The following is an 18,100-nucleotide window of genomic DNA, read 5'->3' as shown; positions in this document are numbered from 1 at the left end:
AGGACCGGCCCGTTCCACACTACCGCTTATGTGAGTAACGACACTATTCTATGGAGCGTAGAAAAACGCCTAGATTACGGGGTTTTTGAGGCCTCCACGGGTGCCGGGGAGGCTGTTGCCGCGTCCTTGGAAATAAGTTCGTAGCGGCCCTGGGCCACAAAGAATCCGACGCCGGCCGAGACGTTTCCGCACGCCACGCCGCCGTTATGGGCCGAACAGCGCAGCCCGTTCCGTTCCAGGTTCTGGCCCTCGGCGAGGACCCGCAGTTCCGTCAGCGGGCCGCTCTTGTTTCCTTTGGGTCCGTAGGCTGCCTCCATTTGTGTGACGCCGGAACGGCACTCCCCGTACGTTGCCTTGTCCGGGGTGAGCAGCGCCGTTCCGCCCAGATAGCCCAGGCCGGTGCCGGCACAGTCGTCCTTGACGTCGCCCGCAGCAGGCTTGGGATAACCGGCAAGCTCGCAATGCGCCACGGGGACGGTGGCGAGCTTGTTGTTGGCTGCATCGCTGAAGCTGTTCGACTCATACGGGAGGTTAAGGTGTTCCCCGCGCGCCGACGTCAGGGAACACACAATGTTCCGGTCCTCCGTGATGAAGGACAGCACGTCCCCGCTGGCCCTGAACGCGGCGGGGTCCGCCACGGCCGCCTGTTCGAGTTGTTCCATGGCCGGCAGCGGCGGCGGGGCCACATAGCCCGGGTCCTCGGTGGTGATGCTGCAGGCAGTGCCCGCCAGCAGGAAGAAGGCGGCCAGGATCCCCAATACAGTCCGTCGCATGGCACCCATTATGCCCCGGTAGCGGCCTCAGCCCGGCGTACGCCTGCCCGCGGCCTCTACGACGGCGGCAGCAGCTTCGGCGGGATCCTCACGGTCGAACTGCTCCTGCATCGTCCGGGCGCGGGATTTCCAGCCGGGATCCGCCAGGACCTTTCGAACTGCAGCGGCTATGTCGGCGGGCTTGGGTGACTCTGTCCTGAGGTTAATGCCGACGCCGGCGTGTTCCACCCGGGCGTTGACGTCACTTTTGCCCTCGTTGATGCCCGAAACCACCAAGGGAACCCCCTTGGACAGGCTCAGCTGCACACCGCCAAATCCGCCGTTGGTGATTAAGACATCCGTGAAGTCAAAGACCTCCGCGAAGTCCACGTAGTCCCGGACCACCACGTTGGGCTGCGCGTACCGGGCCTTCAACTCTTCGGTGCCGTGCCCGCCGGTTGCCACGATGACCAACGCATCCATGTCCTTGACCGCCTCAAGCGACGGAACGATGAGTTTGTCCTGGTCCACGTTGTCCACAGTTCCCTGGGTGACAACGAGTGTTGCGGGATAGGACCGGGGAAAGCCGCCGCCCCCACCAGGACCGGCGGGCGCCTGCCCAGCCGCCCGGTATGGCAGGAGCGCCCCGACGTAGTGCACTTTGGCGTTGACCCGGCGCCGCGGGAAATCGAGGGATTCCGTGCCGGTCTGGATAATGGCGTCCGAGCACCGATAAGGTTCGTCCGCCAGCCGACCTCCCCGCGGAACAGCCTGGCCGTAGGCGGCATGCTGCCGGCGGTAGCTTTGACTGGCCGGCCGAAGGATGACCTTGTCGGACAGCAGGCCCGCCAGGCCCTGGACCGCTTTCTCCACGGGATTGCGGGGCGGCCGGAACCCGAAGAAAAGCGGCGGCACCTGCGGGTCGCTTTCCATGTTGGGGATCGCAACAAAATTCACCACCGGCTTGCCCATCAAGTGGGAGACGAGCCGGTGAATGAACATGGAACTGTCAGCCACAAGAACGTCGAAGGGATTCTGCTGCGCGACCTCGCGGATGTCCTCGAAGAAGTGGCTGACGTTGCTGGCGAAAATCTTCTCGCCGTCGAAGCCGATGGCCCGTGGGCCCTTGAGCTTGGCCCGCTCCGGATAGAGCTCATTGAGGTTATCCGCGCGGTGCTCGATGGCCCTGCGGAAGGGGAAGTGCTGGATTCCCATGCCGCCGAGCCTGTCCGCATAGACCGGACCCGTGTACCAAGCCACCTCGTGGCCGCGGTCCTTGAGCCGCATCGCCACGCCCGTCATGGGGTTGAAATGGCCGTCAATGGCCTGGCTGGCGAACAGGATCTTCACGGTGGCGCCCCCGAATCTGCTGTGCTCAAGTGGCCTGCGCTTCACCGGTTCCCCGGCTACCGGCTGTTTCCCGGGTACCGCGCGTTCCTGAACTTTAAGCCAGCCGGGGTACCCGGACAAGGGCAGGCGTGGTCAGGCGTCGAGCTTTGTGAGCGGCGCGTACCGGAGCAGGAGACGCTTCTCGCCGACGTCGAACTTCACCTTGGCCACCGTCTTGTCCCCCGCGCCTTCCAGCGCCAGCACCGTGCCGTTGCCGAAGCTGGTGTGGTTGACCTTGTCGCCCACACTGACGGCCACAATCTCCTTCTGCGGCTGGACGCGGTTCTTGGCGATGGCTGCGGGAATGTCCGCGTTGAAGCCCGCCGACGAATCGGCGGCCGCGCCGCGGGACGTGCCGGCGCCCCAGAAGGATCCGCCGTAACGGCTGGAACCGATCGACGCGCTGCTGCTCCCCCACCCGCCGGACTGCCGGCTGGTGCCTTCGCGTTTCCAGTCCAGCAGCTCGGCCGGAATTTCCTCGAGGAACTGGCTGGCCGGGTTGTACTGGCTTTGGCCCCACATGCTGCGGACTTCGGACCGGGTGACATAGAGGCGCTTGCGCGCGCGGGTCAGGCCCACGTAGGCCAGCCGGCGTTCCTCGGCGAGTTCCTTGGGGTCCGTGGCCGAGCGCTGGTGCGGGAACAGCCCGTGTTCCATACCGGTCAGGAACACCACCGGAAATTCGAGCCCCTTGGCGGTGTGGAGGGTCATGAGCGTGACCACCCCCAGGCGTTTGGCTTCGGCCACGGCGGCGTCGATGTCCGCCCCCGGCGCGTCCGGGATCTGGTCCGCATCAGCCACCAGGGACACCTGTTCCAGGAACGCGCCCAGGGACCCTTCCGGGTTCTCCTGTTCGTATTCACGTACGACGGCGACGAGTTCCGCCAGGTTCTCCACGCGGGACTCGTCCTGTGGATCAGTGCTGGAACGCAGCCCGGCGAGGTAGCCGGTCTGTTCCAGGACGGCCTCCAGCGCGGCGGCGGCGCCTGAACCGGAGGCAACCTCTGCGAGGTCGTCCAGCAGTTTCACAAACCCGAGGACGGCGTTGACGGAACGGGTGGCCATGCCGGGAGCTTCTTCAGCCCGCCGGGCGGCGGCCATGAACGACATCCGTTCGCGCTCGGCCAGTGCGGCCACGGCACCTTCGGCGCGGTCACCAATGCCGCGCTTGGGTTCGTTGAGCACCCGGCGCAGGTTGACGTCGTCGTCCGGGTTCACCAGAACCCGGAGGTACGCGAGGGCGTCCTTGATTTCCTTGCGGTCGTAGAAGCGGGTGCCGCCCACCACCTTGTAAGGCAGGCCTACCCGGACCAGCACGTCCTCAATGGAACGGGACTGCGCGTTGGTGCGGTAGAAAATGGCGACATCACCGGGGCGGAGGTTGTCCTCGTCCTGGAGCCGGTCAATCTCCTTGGCAATGAACTGGGCCTCGGCGTGCTCGTTCTCGCCCACATAGCCGACGATCTTATGGCCCTCGCCCTCGGCGGTCCACAGCCGCTTGTCGGGGCGGTTAGGGTTGCGTGAGATCACGGAGTTGGCCGCGCTGAGGATGTTCTGCGTGGAACGGTAGTTCTGCTCCAGTTTGATGGTGCGGGCGTCCGGGTAGTCCTTTTCGAACTCCACGATGTTGCGGATGTCGGCACCGCGGAAGGCGTAGATGGACTGGTCGGAGTCGCCCACGACAGTGAGTTCGGACGCACCGGGGCCTTCACCCACAATCTCGCGGACCAGGGCGTACTGGGCGTGGTTGGTGTCCTGGTATTCGTCCACGAGGACGTGCCGGAAACGCCGCCGGTAGGAATCGGCCAGCGCCGGGAAGGCACGGAACATGTAGACCGTCTCGGCGATGAGGTCATCGAAGTCCATGGCGTTGGCCTGGCGCAGCCGCTGGGTGTAGCCCTTGAAGACGTCAGCCACGGCGGACTCGAAGGGATCGTTGTAGTTCGCGGAGGACGCGTAGGAATCGGCGTCGATGAGCTCGTTCTTGAGCGCGGAGATCTTGTGCTGGATGGCCTTGGGCGCGAACTTCTTGGGGTCCAGGTCCAGGCTCTTGGAGACCTGGATGACCAGCCGCAGCGAGTCCGCGGAGTCGTAGATGGAGAAGTTCGACTTCCGGCCGACGTTGGCGGCCTCCTGGCGCAGGATACGCACGCAGGAAGAGTGGAACGTGGAGATCCACATGATCTTGGCCCGTCCACCCACGAGCGCCGCGATGCGCTCCCGCATCTCGGCGGCCGCCTTGTTGGTGAACGTGATGGCCAGGATCTCACCGTGATGCGCGCGGTGCGTGGCAATGAGGTACGCGATCCGGTTGCTGAGGACGCGGGTCTTTCCCGAGCCGGCGCCGGCCACGATCAGCAGGGCGCCGCCGGCATGCTTAACGGCCTCCTCCTGCTGCGGGTTAAGCCCCTGAAGGAGTTCCTCGGCATTCGGCCGGTGGTGGGCCGGCTCGCCGTTGCCGTCATGCGAGGGCTGCTGGTTGGCCCAGCCGCCCGTGCGCTGGGCGCCCTGTTCTGCTGCGTGTTCGGACCCGCCGCCCGGCCCGCCGCCACCGAATTCGGCGGCCGCGGCAAGGCCTTCCGGGCGCGACTTGGTGCGGGCGGAGGCTGGCGCGGCGGCCTTGAACGGTCCGTCAGAGTACGGGTCAAACAACATATCCATGGTGCCTACAAGTCTAGGCGGTGGGACTGACAGTTAGGTCCAGCCTGTGGATAACACCGCCACCCCAACCCCGGAAGCACGCAAAGGCCGGCCCGGACTCAGGCCACCGAGCCCGACTCAAGGGCCGCACGCAACTCCCGCACCGCCGTCGTGCCTCCCGCCATAAACCAGTCCAGGCCGTTGATCCGGGCCGTGTCCGTGGCGCCGCCGGCGGCCCGGACGATCGCCTTGCCGGGCAGCCAGTCCCATTCCGGGCAGCTGTGCTGGAACCAGCATCCCAGCTGGCCATCGGCCACCCTGCCCAGGTCGCAGGACCCGGACCCGAACATCCGCAGCGCCGCGGCGGAGGTGGCCGCAGCGTGCCAAGGCATGGCGCAGAGCGGATCCATGAGCCAGGTGGGGTGGATGTAGGTGGCTGCGCCGAGTTCGGCGAGCGCGGTTGCGTTGCGCGTCCCGCCGTCCTGAACAGCGCCCGTGTCCCGGTAGGCGGTCAGCACTTCGCCATTCAGCGTGGCCGCGTGGGCCGTGCCGCCGAGCCAGAGTTTGTCCTCCTCGGGCTGGAAAATCGCGCCGAGCAGCACATCGGACGAGTCCTTCAGCGCGAGGGCCGAGCACCAGTACGTAGATCCGTGCAGGAAGTTGTAGGTGCCGTCCACGGGGTCGATCACCCAGGTGCGGCCGCTGGTGCCGGCCACCGCGGCGCCCTCTTCGCCCACGATGCCATCCTCCGGCCGGCAGCGCTGCAACTGACCCAGCACGTAGGCTTCCGCAGCGTGGTCCGCGGCGGTCACCACGTCGGAGATGGAGGTTTTCTGCTGCGACTGGAGCCCGGCCATGCGCATCAGGAGCGCCAGTTGCCCGGCTTCGCGCACCAATGCGGATGCCAGCTGATAGTCGTCCAGGGCGGGGTCAAGTTCAAGGGCGCTGTGCCGGCCAGTGGTCATGGACCCAGTTTAGGTGGCGGGATAATGGTGCCATGGCCAAAACCCCAGCGCAGCGGATCAAAAAGCACGGCACGAAGGCGACTGTTCCGCAGCACAGCCTTCCGCCGGTCATCAACCCCACCACCAGCCGTTCGCCGCAGAAGGCCCAGAACAACACCAACCTGATCCTCATCGCGGGCGTCGTTGTCAGCCTTTTCCTGTTCTGGTACGTCCACCTGCTCACGCTCCAGCAGCTCACCCAGCTCTCCGGCGGCCTGGCCATGCCGGACTCGCTCGTGGGAGGTTTTGACGCCGGCTACGTTGGCCAATTGAACGCCGCCATGGACAACGACGCCCGCGGCCAGCTCAACTACGTCCACAAGACCGCAGGCACCCTGTTCCCGCTCATTTTCGGCTTCACCTGGCTGCTGCTGATCGGGACCAACGTCGCCAAGAAGACCCTCCGCTGGGCACTCTGGGCGGTGCCGCTGCTGTTTGTGGTGGTCCGGCTGTGGGGCAATGTCGCCATCGATGCCGCACTGGCTTCGGAAACGGCCGACGCCGGCCAGGTCGCCTTGGCGTCCACGCTCACCGTTGCGGGGTGGGTACTGTTCGTCCTCAGCCTGCTGGCCGGGGCAGCGGCAGTGTTCCTGCGCAAAAAGCCCGCAAAAACGGCCAACTGACTCACTCCACCTCATCGGTTGCTCCGTAACGGCCCTTTTGAGCCCCTAAACGGCGCTTACGGAGCAATCGATATGGTGACGGTAGCGCGCCCCTCCCTGCGGTGCCGGTGCATACGCTGGGCGATCACCAGGCCCGCCGCTGCCACGCCCACGGTGACCGGATAACCCATCAGCCGCTCCAGGGTGCCCGGCTCCGGAACATCCAGGCCTGTCAGCCCGCCTGTGACCAGCGCGGCGAGGGACACCAGCCCGCACACCAGCACGAACCACCCCAGCGGAGTCTGCCGCAGCCATAACGCCCCGAGCAGCACCAACGCCAGCGCGCCGGCAAGGAAGTACATCAACGCGCCGACGAAATGCCAGCCGGAGCCGACGTCCTCCGGCACCAGGCCCACGATCATGGTCCCCGCACCGGCAGTACCGGTCAGGACCCGCACGGCGACCGCCGCCTGCCAGGGTTTCCGGCGCCCCGGCTGGACCCGGGCCCCTGCCCGGGCGGCGACACAGAGCAGCCCCGAACCCAGCAGCAGCGCACCGACCAGCATGCCCAGCCCCTGGACCACAAACGAGGCGTTCATCAGCCAATGCAGCGGCGAACACACATCCCGTCCGTCGTAGATCCCGCAGTGAAGCGCGCCGAGGTCGCTGATGTATCCGGTCCGGCGGTCGTAGGGCTGCGGCCCGCCCCAGGCGCCGATCACGGCCGCTTCCGCCACAAAATACTGCAGGACGCTCAGGACGGACCAGGCGCCGATGTACTGGCGGGTGGAGGCGGTGTCCGGGAGGAATGCCACGGCGGGGGCGGACGTCGGGGCTGATCTCATGCCAAGAGCGTAGTACGGCCCACCACCTTGTATGCTTGTATCCGTGTCCGGACGGACCGGCCCTGCCGGAACAGCGGACATGCGCCCTCGTAGCTCAGTGGATAGAGCACGGCTCTCCTAAAGCCGGTGTCGTTGGTTCGATTCCAATCGAGGGCACTTGAATCTTCCTTCACCGGAGTTCGACCTCCGCGCCTACCTGCTCGGCCCCTCGCCGGCCGGGAACTTGTCCGTTGAGGGAAGCTGGGCCGTTGAACGGCAACTGGTGGACCGGGCGGCCGGCACCCGCGGAACCTTTTCCGGCGTCGTACGCTTTTCCCCCGCGGACGACGGCGGCCTGGCCTTCCGTGAAGAAGGCACCATGCGCTGGCCCAACTTTACCGGCCCCGCCTCCCGCGAATACGTCCTGAAACCCGCCGACCGGCCCGACGCCCTGGACGTGTATTTTGCCGACGGGCGGCCCTTCCACCGGATGAGCTTCACGCCGGAAGCCAACCTGGACCAGCACTGGTGCGATCCCGATATTTACCGCGTGGCCTACACCTATGCGGACCCGGACACGTTCAGCTACACCTGGGATGTGACCGGCCCGCGCAAGGACCTGCTGCTGACGTCGGCCCTGAAGCGGCAAGTCTGAAGCGGCACGCTAGGCTCGGAACCGTGAAATCCCGCATTGTTGTCTCCGCCGTCTGTGTCTTCGATGACGCCGGCCGGCTCCTGACCGTCCGCAAGCGCGGCACCAGCATGTTTATGCACCCGGGAGGCAAGCCCGAAGCCGGCGAAACCGCCGTCCACGCCGCCGCGCGGGAACTTCAGGAGGAAGTGGGAATCGTGGTGGATCCGCGCGAGCTGGAGCTGATGGGCGTCTGGATCGCGGACGCCGCCAACGAGGCCGCCACGGACATCGAGGCCACGGTGTTTACGGCACCCGGAACCTGGACGGCGCACCCCTCGGCTGAGATCGCCGAGATCCGCTGGCTGGACCTGGCGGCGCTGGACCGGGGCGCGCCGCTGCCCGCAGACCTCGCCCCGCTCCTGACAGACCACATCCTGCCCGAACTGGCCACCCTGCGCCCCGGCCCCAAGTAGGTAGCAGTTGGGGAAGGCTTAGCTCTAGTACTCCGGAACGGCTTCCGCTGCCACGGCCGTGGCCTCGGCGAACTGCGTCTGGTAGAGCTCGGCGTACCGGCCCTCGGCCGCGAGCAGATCAGTGTGGTTCCCGCGCTCCACGATCTGCCCGTCCTCCACTACCAGGATGACGTCGGCGGCCCGGATGGTGGACAGCCGGTGGGCAATCACGACGGCGGTGCGCCCCTCGAGCGCGGCGCCCAGAGCCGCCTGCACGGCGGCTTCGTTCGTGGAATCCAGCGCGGCGGTGGCCTCGTCCAGGATGACCACCCGGGGCTGGGAGATCAGCAGCCGTGCGATGGTGAGGCGCTGGCGTTCACCGCCGGAGAGCCGGTAGCCGCGCTCCCCGACCACGGTGTCCAGGCCGTCAGGCAGGGAGCGGATCATGGTTTCCAGGCGGGCCTGCCGGATGGCGTCCCACATGTCCTCCTCGGTGGCGTCCGGCCGGGCGAGCCGGAGGTTGGAAGCGATCGACTCGTGGAACAGGTGCCCGTCCTGGGTGACCATACCCAGCGTGTCCCGCAGGGAATCGAACGTGGCGTCCCGGACGTCCAGCCCCGAGCCCGGCAGGGTGCCGCCGAGCCGCACGGCGCCGGAATCGACGTCGTACAGCCGGGAAAGCAGCTGCGCGATAGTGGACTTTCCGGCACCGGAGGAACCCACCAGGGCGACGGTCTGCCCGGGTTCCACCCGGAAACTGATGCCATGCAGCACCTCTTCGCCGCCGCGGGTGTCCAGCGTGGACACTTCCTCGAGCGAGGCCAGCGAGACCTTGTCCGCCGAGGGGTAGGCGAAGCGAACGTCGTCAAACTCCACCGAAACGTTTCCCGGCGGGATGGCCACGGCGTCGGGCTTCTGCTGGATCAGGGGCTTGAGGTCCAGGATCTCGAAAACCCGCTCGAAGCTGACCAGCGCGCTCATGATTTCCACGCGGGCGTTGGACAGGGCGGTGAGCGGGGCGTACAGGCGGGTCAGCAGCAGGGCCAGCACCACGACGTCGCCCGCGGCGAGCTGACCGCCGATGGCCAGCCAGCCACCCAGGCCGTAGACCAGGGCCAGGGCGAGTGCGGATACCAGCGTCAGCGCGGTGACGAAGGTGAACTGCAGCATGGCCGTGCGGACGCCGATGTCACGGACCCGGCCGGCCCGGACAGCGAACTCGCGGGATTCCTCGTCCGGGCGGCCGAAAAGCTTCACCAGCGTGGCGCCCGGAGCGGAGAAGCGCTCGGTCATCTGGGTGCCCATGGCCGCGTTGTGGTTTGCCGCCTCACGCCGCAGGTCCGCAAGCTTGGAGCCCATCCGGCGGGCAGGGATCAGGAAGATCGGCAGCAGGATCATGGCGAGCACGGTGACCTGCCAGGAAGTCCCGAGCATTACGATCAGCGTCAGGATCAGTGCCACCACGTTGCTGACCACGCCGGACAGCGTGCCGGCGAAGGCGGACTGCGCTCCGATGACGTCGTTGTTCAGGCGGCTGACCAGTGCGCCGGTGCGGGTACGGGTGAAGAATGCGATGGGCATCTTCTGCACATGGTCAAAGACTCTGGTGCGCAGGTCCACGATCACGCCTTCGCCGATGGTGGAGGACAGCCAGCGGCTCACGAGCCCCAGTCCGGCTTCGGCAACGGCCACCACGGCGATCAGCAGCGCCAGCCGGATCACGTCGTCTGTACCCGCCTTGGCCACGATGGCATCAACCACCTGGCCGGCCAAAACAGGCGTGGCCACGGCAAGGAACGCCATCACAATGGACAGCGCCACAAACGCGATCAGTTTTGTCCGGTGCGGGCGGGCGAAGCCCAGGACCCGTTTCAGGGTGGCCTTGGAGAAGGGCTGGGAGCCGTTCTTGGCCCGGGAGATGTTGTACAGGGAGTGCCAGGCGACGCCATCCATGCTCATCGCTGTTGCTCCGTTGTGTCTGCCATCAGTTCAGTTACCGTTCCGTTGTCCACATTCCACCGGACATCCAGCCGCACGTTCTCGAGCAGCCTCCGGTCATGGGTTACTAACAGCAAAGCGCCCTCATAACTTCCCAGCGCCTCTTCCAGCTGCTCGATGGCGGGCAGGTCCAGGTGGTTGGTGGGTTCGTCCAGGACCAGCAGGTTCACCCCGCGGGCCTGCAGCAGCGCCAGTGCGGCGCGGGTGCGTTCGCCCGGTGACAGGGAATCCACGGGGCGGGTGGTGTGGTCCGCCTTCAGCCCGAACTTGGCCAGCAGCGTGCGGACCTCCGCCGCTGTCAGGTCCGTGAGCACGGCTTCGACGGCGTCGGCAAGGGTGAGATGGCCGGCCAGCAGTCCGCGGGCCTGGTCAATTTCGCCGATGGCCACCGAGGCGCCCATGGCAGCGTTGCCGGCGTCGGGCGCCTGCACGCCCAGGAGCAGGCGCAGCAGCGTCGACTTGCCGGCTCCGTTGGGGCCGGTGATGCCGATCCGCTCCCCCGCGTTGAGCTGCAGGTTCACCGGGCCCAGCGTGAAGCTTCCCTGTTTCACGACGGCGTCACGCAAGGTGGCCACCACCGCACTGGACCGGGGCGCCTGGCCAATGGTGAACTGCAGCTGCCATTCCTTCCGCGGCTCCTCCACCACGTCCAGCCGGGCAATCCGGGATTCCATCTGCCGGACCTTCTGGGCCTGCTTTTCCGATGACTCGGTGCTGGCGGCCCGGCGGATCTTGTCATTGTCGGGGCTCTTCTTCATGGCATTCCGCACGCCCTGGGAGCTCCACTCGCGCTGGGTCCGGGCACGGGAGACCAGGTCTGCCTTGGTGGACGCGAACTCCTCGAACTTTTCCCTCGCGTGGCGCCGCGCCACGGCGCGCTCCTCCAGGAAGGCCTCATAGCCGCCGTCGTATACCGCCACGGAATTCTGCGCCAGATCCAGTTCCACGATGGTGGTAACGCAGCGGGCCAGGAACTCGCGGTCGTGGGACACCAGCACCACACCGCCGCGCAGTCCCTGGACGAAAGCTTCCAGTTTGGCCAGCCCGGCCAGGTCAAGGTCGTTGGTTGGCTCGTCCAGCAGCACAACATCGAACCGGCTGAGCAGGAGCGCAGCGAGGGCCACGCGGGCGGCCTGGCCGCCGGAGAGCCCGGTCATGGGAGCGTCCGCTCCGGTGTCCAGGCCGAGGTCGGCAAGGACGGGCGGGATGCGTTCGTCGAGGTCTGCCGCACCTGAAGCCATCCAGCGGTCAAAGGCCAGCGAGTAGGCGTCATCAGCTCCCGGTACGCCGGATCCCAATGCCTCCGCGGTGGACTCCATCTCCACGGTCGCCTGGGCGCAGCCGGTCCGGCGGCCGATGTAGCCGGCCACGGTCTCGCCTTCGACGCGCTCGTGTTCCTGGGGCAGCCAGCCCACAAAGGCATCGGCGGGGGCGAGGCTGACGCTGCCGCCCTGGGGCTGGTCGACGCCGGCAAGCAGGCGCAGCAGGGTGGACTTGCCGGCGCCGTTGGAGCCCACCACACCCACCACGTCACCGGGAGCCACCGTGAGGGAAAGTTTGTCGAACAGTGTCCGGTGGTCGTGGCCGCCGGAAAGATCTTTGGCAACAAGTGTTGCAGTCATAGGTTGGTCCATCCTCTCGCCGCCGCCCGGCCGGAGGAGCCCGCCTGAATCGGCCCGAAACTGCGGTGAATCCGCAATGTGCCGCCCCGAGAAGTGCCGGGGCACTAAAGAGCCCGCCGGTCCGGACTTGGGGGGTGTACGGACCAACGGGCTCGACCATCAAGCATAGTCGACTCAGCACGCCGCATCAAACCGCCTCCGAGAGGTCAGGCTAATATCAAAAGGCAATCATCCGTTCAGCAGAGAGCCGATATGCCAATTCCTGCCAAAGCGTTCCAGCGCTGGCTGCACGGCATCGCCCCCAACACGAGCACGTCCGACATCTGCCGCGTCTCCGGCATCAAGCGGACCACCCTTGCCCAGCAGCTTGTCCGGGGCAAGGTGGCAGAGGCAACAGTGGTGAGCATCAGCCGGGCGTACAACGTCAACCCCGTCTCGGCGCTGGCGGCCTTCGATGCCTACAGCCAGCTCGCGGACCCGCACCCGCCCACCAGGTCCGAATTGGTCAGCCAGATCTCCACCCCGGACCTCCTGCGGGCAGTTTTGGCCCGTTCCGCTGCGGACCCGGGCGGCGTGCCGGCGGCTGCCGCGCCGGCCGGTTCGACTGCGTTGGAGCCGGCCCCGCACGCCACCTCGGTCAAGAACTGGGTGGAGGCAATCGACGACGGCGAACTGAGGCACCGGGTCTCCGCCGCCACCGGAATCGCTCCTCAGAACTATTCGGCACAACTGACCGCAAACCGGCTGGCTCCGGAGCTGGCGGTTGCCACCTCCCTTGCCGCCGGCGTCGGCCCTGCCAGCGGCCTGGTGGCCACCGGGCTTGTCACGGAAGCTGAGGCCGGCTGGCCTCCCGGAGCCCGGCAGGCCGCCCTGGACAGCCTGTCCGACGGACAGCTGACCACCTTGGCCGGTGACCGGCTGCAGACTCTCGGCAGGGCCCTCCGCCGGCAGGAACATGACCACGAGAAAACCGAAAAGATCTGGGAGAACCTGGGATGATCGAAATCCTGCAGTGGTCCACGCTGACTGTCTGCGGCCTGGTGGCCGTCGCGCGGGTTCCCAGTGCCGTGAGGGGGAGGAATCGGATACTCTTCTACATCTTTGCGCTGATGACGCTCGCCATTCTGCTCAGCATCCAGGCACCGTACCTTGCCATCGACCAGGCGCTCGGCGGTGTTAATGTGGCCAACCTCCTGCTCCGCTTTGTCATCTTCGCCGCTATTTTCTTCGTGGGCATCCGCGTCACCCGGGGCTTTGGGGCCGACGACGCCTACCGGCTGCTGACCGGACGGATCGGACTGGCTGTGCTGGGCCTGACCTCGCTGATGGTGGTGGTTGTGTTCCTCATGATGGACACGGCGGGGTCCTCCGCGGGCATGGGCTCGGTGTCAGTCAAGGACGCCCGGCACGGACTGCTGGTTGAGTACTACGGTGCCGCAGGCCGCGCCTACCCTGCGTACGTTTCGCTGGTCCTGCTGCCTGCCATGGCGCGGGCCTGCCGGAGTACTTTTCCGCTCTTGGTCCGGGTCGCGGCATTCCTGCTGGCCCTCGGAGCGGTTGCCATTGGCGCGAGCCTGTTGTTCCCTGTGCTCCCATCGGCGTTGGGTTCAGTGGAATTTGTCATCAACTACACAGCCGTCCTATGTTTTGTCATCGGGCTGGCGCTGATCTGGGTAGCCAAGCTGCGGTCCGGGCAGAATGAGCCGAGACAAAAGACTTCTACTGCAAAGTAGCCTTCAAACTTTCACAAAATCATTAGACATGGCACAATCATGAATGTGTGAAGTTGGGTGCCGGCGTTCGCGAACGGGGATAGATTCCTGGACGCCGGGCCCGTTGGGTCTTTGCATTCTTTGGGGGGATGAGTGGTGGCGGGCCGTTGGGGACCGCCCCCACTCAGCCATTTAACGGCCAGGTCACGCCAACCATCATCGATTGCTCCGTAACGGCCCTTTTGAGCCCTCAAAACGGCCTCTACGGAGCAGTCGATGAGTGGTAAGCGGATCCGGGTGGAACTATGGAAGCTACCGAGCGAACCTCAGGGTGACCAGCTGGAACGGGCGCAGCGAAAGCTCCACCGACTGCTCTGCTGCGGCAGTGTTGACGCCCGGCGCGTCGGTGGCGCGCTCCAGCAGGTCCGTGGCCTGGACGGCCGTGACCGGGAAGCTGGCCGTGAGCACGCCGGCGGACCGCTGCCCCAGGGACTCATAAAGACGGACCACAACATCGCCCGAGCCGTCTTCGGCAAGCTTGACCGCCTCGATGACCAGGGCCGGGTTGTCCACGGAGAACAGCGACTCCACGCCGCGGGCGCCCTTCACCAGCCGGGGTTCAAGGTTAGTGCGGTACCCCTCCTCCACAGCTTCGGCGATTCCGGCTCCGGGGCGGATGGTCACGGTCAGTTCCTGGCGGCCCCGGTCCGCCGTCGGGTCCGGGAACTTCGGTGCGCGCAACAGGGAGAGACGCACCGAGGTGGTGGTCCCGCCGTCGGAGTCCCGCACGCTCCTGGTGACATCGTGTCCGTAGGTGGCCGCGTTGGAAATCGCGACGCCATAGCCGGGCTCGGCCACGTGGATCCAGCGGTGCGCGCAGATCTCGAACTTCGCAGCCTCCCACGAGGTGTTGACGTGGGTGGGACGGAAGACATGGCCGAACTGGGTCTCCGAGGCGGAGCGGTCCGCCCTGACGTCCAGCGGGAAGCCCAGCTTGAGCAGCTTCTCGCTCTCTTGCCATTCAACGGTGGTGGTGATGGTGAGGGAGCCGCTGCCGGCATCCAGCGTGATCCGCTGGGTGAGCGGTGACGAGCCGGCAACCCGGTCCACCACCACAACGGCACTTGTTCCGGTGTGCTCCACCCGGATGGCCTGCGCCACCGTGATGGCCATGACGTTGCGGCGGTAGAACTCGTCGATGTCCCAGGCGTCCCACTCGTTGGGCGTGTCCCGGTGCAGTTCCAGCAGGTTGCCGCGGGCGCCGGGAGCGATGGCTTCGCGTCCCGTGGCGTAGTCGGTGAGGGAGGCAATCAGGCCATCGGCATCCAGGACGGCCCGGATGATGCCGTTGTCCAGCACATATCCGCCATTCACGGCGATTGCCTGAACGGGCTGGCCGGCCGGCGAAAGTTCTGCGGCAGCCAGGGCCGGAACGCCGTTGCGCGCGTGGGGTGCGGCGTTGAGCAGGAAGGTCCGCGATCCCTCGCCGAGGAGCACGGCCGCCGCCCGCCCAATGAGGGTTTCGAGGCTGGCGCTGATGGCGGCGTAGTTACGTTCCGCGTCCTGGTGGACCCAGGCGATGGCGCTGCCGGGCAGGATGTCGTGGAACTGCTGCAGGAGCACCAGCCGCCAGAGCCGCTTCAGCTCGGCCGCCGGGTACTCGAAGGAACCGGCGCTGCGGACGGCAGCGGTGGCGCACCAGAGTTCGGCCTCGCGGAGCAGGTGTTCGCTGCGCCGGTTGCCGCGTTTGGTCTGGGCCTGGCTGGTGTACGTGCCGCGGTGGAGTTCCAAGTACATCTCCCCCACCCAGACGGGCAGGGAGGAATATTCCTCCTCCGCCTGGGTGAAGAAACTCTCGGCAGAACCCACACGGACTCTGGGCGAACCTTCAAGGTCTGCGGTGCGGCTGGCGGCAGCCAGCATTTCCCGCGTGGGCCCGCCGCCGCCGTCGCCGTAGCCGAACGGGACGAGCGAGGTGTTGCCGCGGCCGTGGTCACGGAAGTTCCGTTCGGCGTGCGCCAGTTCGCGTCCGCTGAGCTCGGCGTTGTAGGTGTCAACGGGCGGAAAGTGCGTGAACAGCCGGGTGCCGTCGATGCCCTCCCAGTTGAAGGTATGGTGCGGCATGCGGTTGACCTGGTTCCACGAGATCTTCTGCGTGAGGAACCAGCGGCTGCCCGCCGCCTTGACGATCTGCGGCAGGGCCGCGGAGTAGCCGAAGGAATCCGGGAGCCAGGCTTCGCGGCATTCGACGCCGAACTCGTCGAGGAAGAAGTTCTTGCCCTCAATGAACTGCCGGGCCATTGCCTCGCCGCCGGGCATGTTGGTGTCCGACTCCACCCACATGCCGCCCACCGGAACGAACTGCCCGGCCTTGGCCTTCTCCCGGATCCGGCCGAAAAGCTCGGGGTAGAACTCCTTCATCCAGGACAGCTGCTGGGCTGAGGAGCAGGAGAACACAAAGCCCGGATCCTCATCCATCAGGGCCACCACGTTGGAGAACGTCCGGGCACATTTGCGGATGGTTTCGCGCACCGGCCAGAGCCAGGCCGAATCGATGTGCGCGTGGCCCGTAGCCACCAATTGGTGGGCGGAAGCGTAGGCGGGCCTGGCCAGGACCTCGGCCAGGGTTGCCCGCCCGGCTGCGGCGGTGCCGGGGACGTCGTCGGGATCCATCTGGTCCATCATGCGCTCCAGCGCACGGAGGATTTCATGGCGCCGCGGCTGCTCCGGGGGGAGTTCGTGCATGAGCCCGGCGAGGGTCCAGATGTCCTGCTGGAGTTCCCAGACCGTCTGGTTGAGTTCGGCGATGGCGATCCTGCCCAGCCTGTACTGCGGCGCCGTGCCTGCCGTTGCCTTGTCCCCGTAGGGTGTGGCGGCGAAGGTCCAGCCCTGCGCCATGTCCGGGTTGGCGGCCGCTTCAACATAGAAGTCAACGGACATACCGCTGCCCAGGAGCTTCAGGGGAATGTACTGGTTGCGGGGCGAAATGGCCTTGATGATGGTGCCGTCCGGGCGCCAGGCGATTCCCTCGCACTGGAATCCGGGGGCTTCGTTGATGAAGCCAAGGTCCACCACGATTTCCACCGCGGTGTCCGGGCCGGTGCCCCAGGCCTCCGGGACGTCGCCCTGCAGGCGCAGCCACTTGGTGCCCCACGGCTGGCCCCAGGCGGCACCTTGTTCCTGCGGCGCGAAGTGATTCCGCAGGGCTTCCATCACTGACACAGGTTCGCCGGGCGCATCCCAGCTGCTCAGGTTTAGCGGAACGGTGCGGGCGTATACGGCGGGAATGATCCGCTCGCGGACAAACCGGTCCAGGCGGACTTCGGTGATCCGGCGGTCGTCATGCAATGTAAACCCTCTTAGGTGCTTGAACTGGAGTACTCGAATCCGGACCAAACGCGTCCAATCGATGGATAAAATCTACCGGCTAGTAGCTCAATAGCCAAGCGTCACCGGAAATCTTCGCCGAAGGTACTGGCGCCGTTTTTATCCCGGTACGTTCGCTTTTTCCTCCGCCGGGTCCTCGCCCGGAACCGTCGCGGGAACCGGCGAGGGAACCTGCGCGGCGGGCAGCGTAATCCTGCCCTGTCCGGCGTAAATATTCAGGCTGGTGCCCCGGCTGAATCCTGCCAGGGTCATGCCGCTGGCCTCGGCCAGCTCCACGGCCAGGCTCGACGGCGCACTCACCGCCGCCAGCACGGGAATGCCGGCCAACGCGGCTTTCTGGACGAGTTCAAACGACGCGCGGCCCGAGACCTGCAGGACCAGCCCGGCCAGCGGAAGCAACCGCTCCCGCAGGGCCCAGCCAACCACTTTGTCCACGGCGTTGTGGCGTCCCACATCCTCGCGGAGGCACAAGAGCTGTACGCCGCCGTCGTCCGTTATGCGGAAGAGGCCAGCGGCGTGCACTCCGCCGGTGACGTCAAAAACGTCCTGGGCTTCTCGGAGCCGGCCGGGCAGGGAAGCCAAAACGTCGGCCGGTACGGTCAACGGATCCGCCGCCGGGCTGAAATGGGAGGACTTGCGCACTGCCTTGATCGAGTCCGTGCCGCAGATACCGCAGGAACTCGAGGTGAAGACGTTTCGTCCCTTCGCCGGGAGTTCGACGTCGGGCCGCAGCTGGGCTTCCACCACGTTGAACGTCTGGACGCCGTTTTCGTCCTCGCCGGCGCAGAACCGCAACGACACCAGCTGCTCGGGAGCCCAGATGATCCCCTCGGACACCAGGAAGCCGGCCACCAGGTCGAAGTCGTCCCCGGGCGTCCGCATGGTCACCGAAAACGACAGCGCCCCGATCCGTATTTCCAGCGGCTCTTCGACCGCAAGGACGTCCTCGCGGTGGCGGACCGGGAATTCAAGGGCATTCGGCGAGCCATCCAGAACGTACTTGTGCACCTTGCGGCGCTGCGTCACCCGCCCCATCAGCGAACCGCCAGACTGTCTCGAAGGGCCCCGCGGACGTTCCGGACCT

14 protein-coding genes and 1 tRNA gene are annotated in these 18,100 nt (G+C 66.5%); 6 read left to right on the top strand and 9 right to left on the bottom strand.

Annotation, left to right across the window (positions count from 1 at the left end; all coding sequences use genetic code 11):
- Positions 1–74: 74 nt before the first annotated feature.
- The 4 genes from NG696_RS07215 to NG696_RS07200 form a co-directional block, all read right to left on the bottom strand.
- Complete coding sequence (locus NG696_RS07215) at positions 75–782, bottom strand: hypothetical protein (protein ID WP_252563988.1); 708 nt, start codon at positions 780–782, stop codon at positions 75–77.
- Positions 783–800: 18 nt separating this feature from the next.
- Positions 801–2,102, bottom strand: coding sequence for a glycosyltransferase (locus NG696_RS07210; RefSeq protein ID WP_252563991.1), 1,302 nt, complete (start codon positions 2,100–2,102; stop codon positions 801–803).
- A 132-nt stretch (positions 2,103–2,234) separates the two neighbouring features.
- A complete protein-coding gene (gene pcrA, locus NG696_RS07205; RefSeq protein WP_252563994.1) occupies positions 2,235–4,802 on the bottom strand; it encodes a DNA helicase PcrA in 2,568 nt (855 codons plus the stop codon).
- A 98-nt stretch (positions 4,803–4,900) separates the two neighbouring features.
- Complete coding sequence (locus NG696_RS07200) at positions 4,901–5,746, bottom strand: inositol monophosphatase family protein (RefSeq protein WP_252563996.1); 846 nt, start codon at positions 5,744–5,746, stop codon at positions 4,901–4,903.
- Between the two features lie 32 nt (positions 5,747–5,778).
- On the opposite strand from NG696_RS07200, the gene NG696_RS07195 reads away from it, so the two are divergent.
- Positions 5,779–6,408: a hypothetical protein gene (locus tag NG696_RS07195; protein WP_252563999.1), complete on the top strand. Its 630-nt coding sequence runs from the start codon at positions 5,779–5,781 to the stop codon at positions 6,406–6,408.
- Between the two features lie 56 nt (positions 6,409–6,464).
- Here NG696_RS07195 and NG696_RS07190 read toward each other — a convergent pair whose 3' ends face one another.
- Positions 6,465–7,232 carry a DUF998 domain-containing protein gene (locus NG696_RS07190; protein WP_252564001.1) on the bottom strand — a complete coding sequence of 256 codons (768 nt, stop codon included), beginning with the start codon at positions 7,230–7,232 and terminating at the stop codon, positions 6,465–6,467.
- A gap of 83 nt (positions 7,233–7,315) precedes the next feature.
- On the opposite strand from NG696_RS07190, the gene NG696_RS07185 reads away from it, so the two are divergent.
- The 3 genes from NG696_RS07185 (at position 7,316) to NG696_RS07175 (ending at position 8,318) form a co-directional block, all read left to right on the top strand.
- A tRNA-Arg gene (locus NG696_RS07185) sits at positions 7,316–7,388 on the top strand.
- A 1-nt stretch (position 7,389) separates the two neighbouring features.
- Positions 7,390–7,866, top strand: a complete 477-nt coding sequence (locus NG696_RS07180; RefSeq protein WP_252564004.1) for a DUF6314 family protein — start codon at positions 7,390–7,392, stop codon at positions 7,864–7,866.
- Positions 7,867–7,889: 23 nt separating this feature from the next.
- On the top strand, positions 7,890–8,318 hold the full coding sequence (locus NG696_RS07175; protein ID WP_252564007.1) for an NUDIX hydrolase: 429 nt from the start codon (positions 7,890–7,892) through the stop codon (positions 8,316–8,318).
- Between the two features lie 24 nt (positions 8,319–8,342).
- Here NG696_RS07175 and NG696_RS07170 read toward each other — a convergent pair whose 3' ends face one another.
- Both NG696_RS07170 and NG696_RS07165 read right to left on the bottom strand, forming a co-directional pair.
- On the bottom strand, positions 8,343–10,256 hold the full coding sequence (locus NG696_RS07170; protein WP_252564010.1) for an ABC transporter ATP-binding protein: 1,914 nt from the start codon (positions 10,254–10,256) through the stop codon (positions 8,343–8,345).
- The gene (locus tag NG696_RS07165) at positions 10,253–11,917 is read right to left on the bottom strand and encodes an ABC-F family ATP-binding cassette domain-containing protein (RefSeq protein ID WP_252564012.1); all 1,665 of its coding nucleotides are present in this window, start codon (positions 11,915–11,917) and stop codon (positions 10,253–10,255) included. Before NG696_RS07165 ends, NG696_RS07170 begins: the two co-directional genes overlap by 4 nt.
- Positions 11,918–12,169: 252 nt before the next feature.
- Between NG696_RS07165 and NG696_RS07160 the strand changes: the two genes are divergently transcribed.
- Together NG696_RS07160 and NG696_RS07155 are read left to right on the top strand one after the other, a co-directional pair.
- Positions 12,170–12,916 (top strand): hypothetical protein, encoded by a 747-nt coding sequence (locus NG696_RS07160; protein ID WP_252564014.1) that lies wholly within the window; start codon positions 12,170–12,172, stop codon positions 12,914–12,916.
- Entirely contained in the window at positions 12,913–13,650 is a 738-nt protein-coding gene (locus NG696_RS07155; protein ID WP_252564017.1) for a hypothetical protein, read from the top strand. The genes NG696_RS07160 and NG696_RS07155 overlap by 4 nt, the downstream gene beginning before the upstream one ends.
- 291 nt (positions 13,651–13,941) lie before the next feature.
- Here NG696_RS07155 and NG696_RS07150 read toward each other — a convergent pair whose 3' ends face one another.
- Complete coding sequence (locus NG696_RS07150; RefSeq protein ID WP_252564019.1) at positions 13,942–16,977, bottom strand: alpha-mannosidase; 3,036 nt, start codon at positions 16,975–16,977, stop codon at positions 13,942–13,944.
- Positions 16,978–17,115: 138 nt separating this feature from the next.
- A complete protein-coding gene (fdhD, locus tag NG696_RS07145; protein WP_252574927.1) occupies positions 17,116–18,051 on the bottom strand; it encodes a formate dehydrogenase accessory sulfurtransferase FdhD in 936 nt (311 codons plus the stop codon).
- Positions 18,052–18,100 lie beyond the last annotated feature (49 nt).

Origin of the sequence: Pseudarthrobacter cellobiosi, assembly GCF_023913755.1 — a bacterium.
In the GTDB taxonomy this organism is placed as follows: Bacteria; Actinomycetota; Actinomycetes; order Actinomycetales; family Micrococcaceae; genus Arthrobacter; species Arthrobacter cellobiosi.
The sequence above is the reverse complement of the archived record's forward strand: the minus strand, read 5'-3'. Positions and strand labels throughout refer to the sequence as shown.

What these genes read in the sequence shown, in the direction of transcription:
- NG696_RS07200 (WP_252563996.1), bottom strand. Translation starts at nt 5,746, where the DNA reads ATGACCACTGGCCGGCACAGCGCCCTTGAACTTGACCCCGCCCTGGAC.
- NG696_RS07170 (WP_252564010.1), bottom strand. Translation starts at nt 10,256, where the DNA reads ATGAGCATGGATGGCGTCGCCTGGCACTCCCTGTACAACATCTCCCGG.
- NG696_RS07165 (WP_252564012.1), bottom strand. Translation starts at nt 11,917, where the DNA reads ATGACTGCAACACTTGTTGCCAAAGATCTTTCCGGCGGCCACGACCAC.
- NG696_RS07160 (WP_252564014.1), top strand. Translation starts at nt 12,170, where the DNA reads ATGCCAATTCCTGCCAAAGCGTTCCAGCGCTGGCTGCACGGCATCGCC.
- NG696_RS07190 (WP_252564001.1), bottom strand. Translation starts at nt 7,232, where the DNA reads ATGAGATCAGCCCCGACGTCCGCCCCCGCCGTGGCATTCCTCCCGGAC.
- pcrA (WP_252563994.1), bottom strand. Translation starts at nt 4,802, where the DNA reads ATGGATATGTTGTTTGACCCGTACTCTGACGGACCGTTCAAGGCCGCC.
- NG696_RS07195 (WP_252563999.1), top strand. Translation starts at nt 5,779, where the DNA reads ATGGCCAAAACCCCAGCGCAGCGGATCAAAAAGCACGGCACGAAGGCG.
- NG696_RS07155 (WP_252564017.1), top strand. Translation starts at nt 12,913, where the DNA reads ATGATCGAAATCCTGCAGTGGTCCACGCTGACTGTCTGCGGCCTGGTG.
- NG696_RS07215 (WP_252563988.1), bottom strand. Translation starts at nt 782, where the DNA reads ATGGGTGCCATGCGACGGACTGTATTGGGGATCCTGGCCGCCTTCTTC.
- fdhD (WP_252574927.1), bottom strand. Translation starts at nt 18,051, where the DNA reads ATGGGGCGGGTGACGCAGCGCCGCAAGGTGCACAAGTACGTTCTGGAT.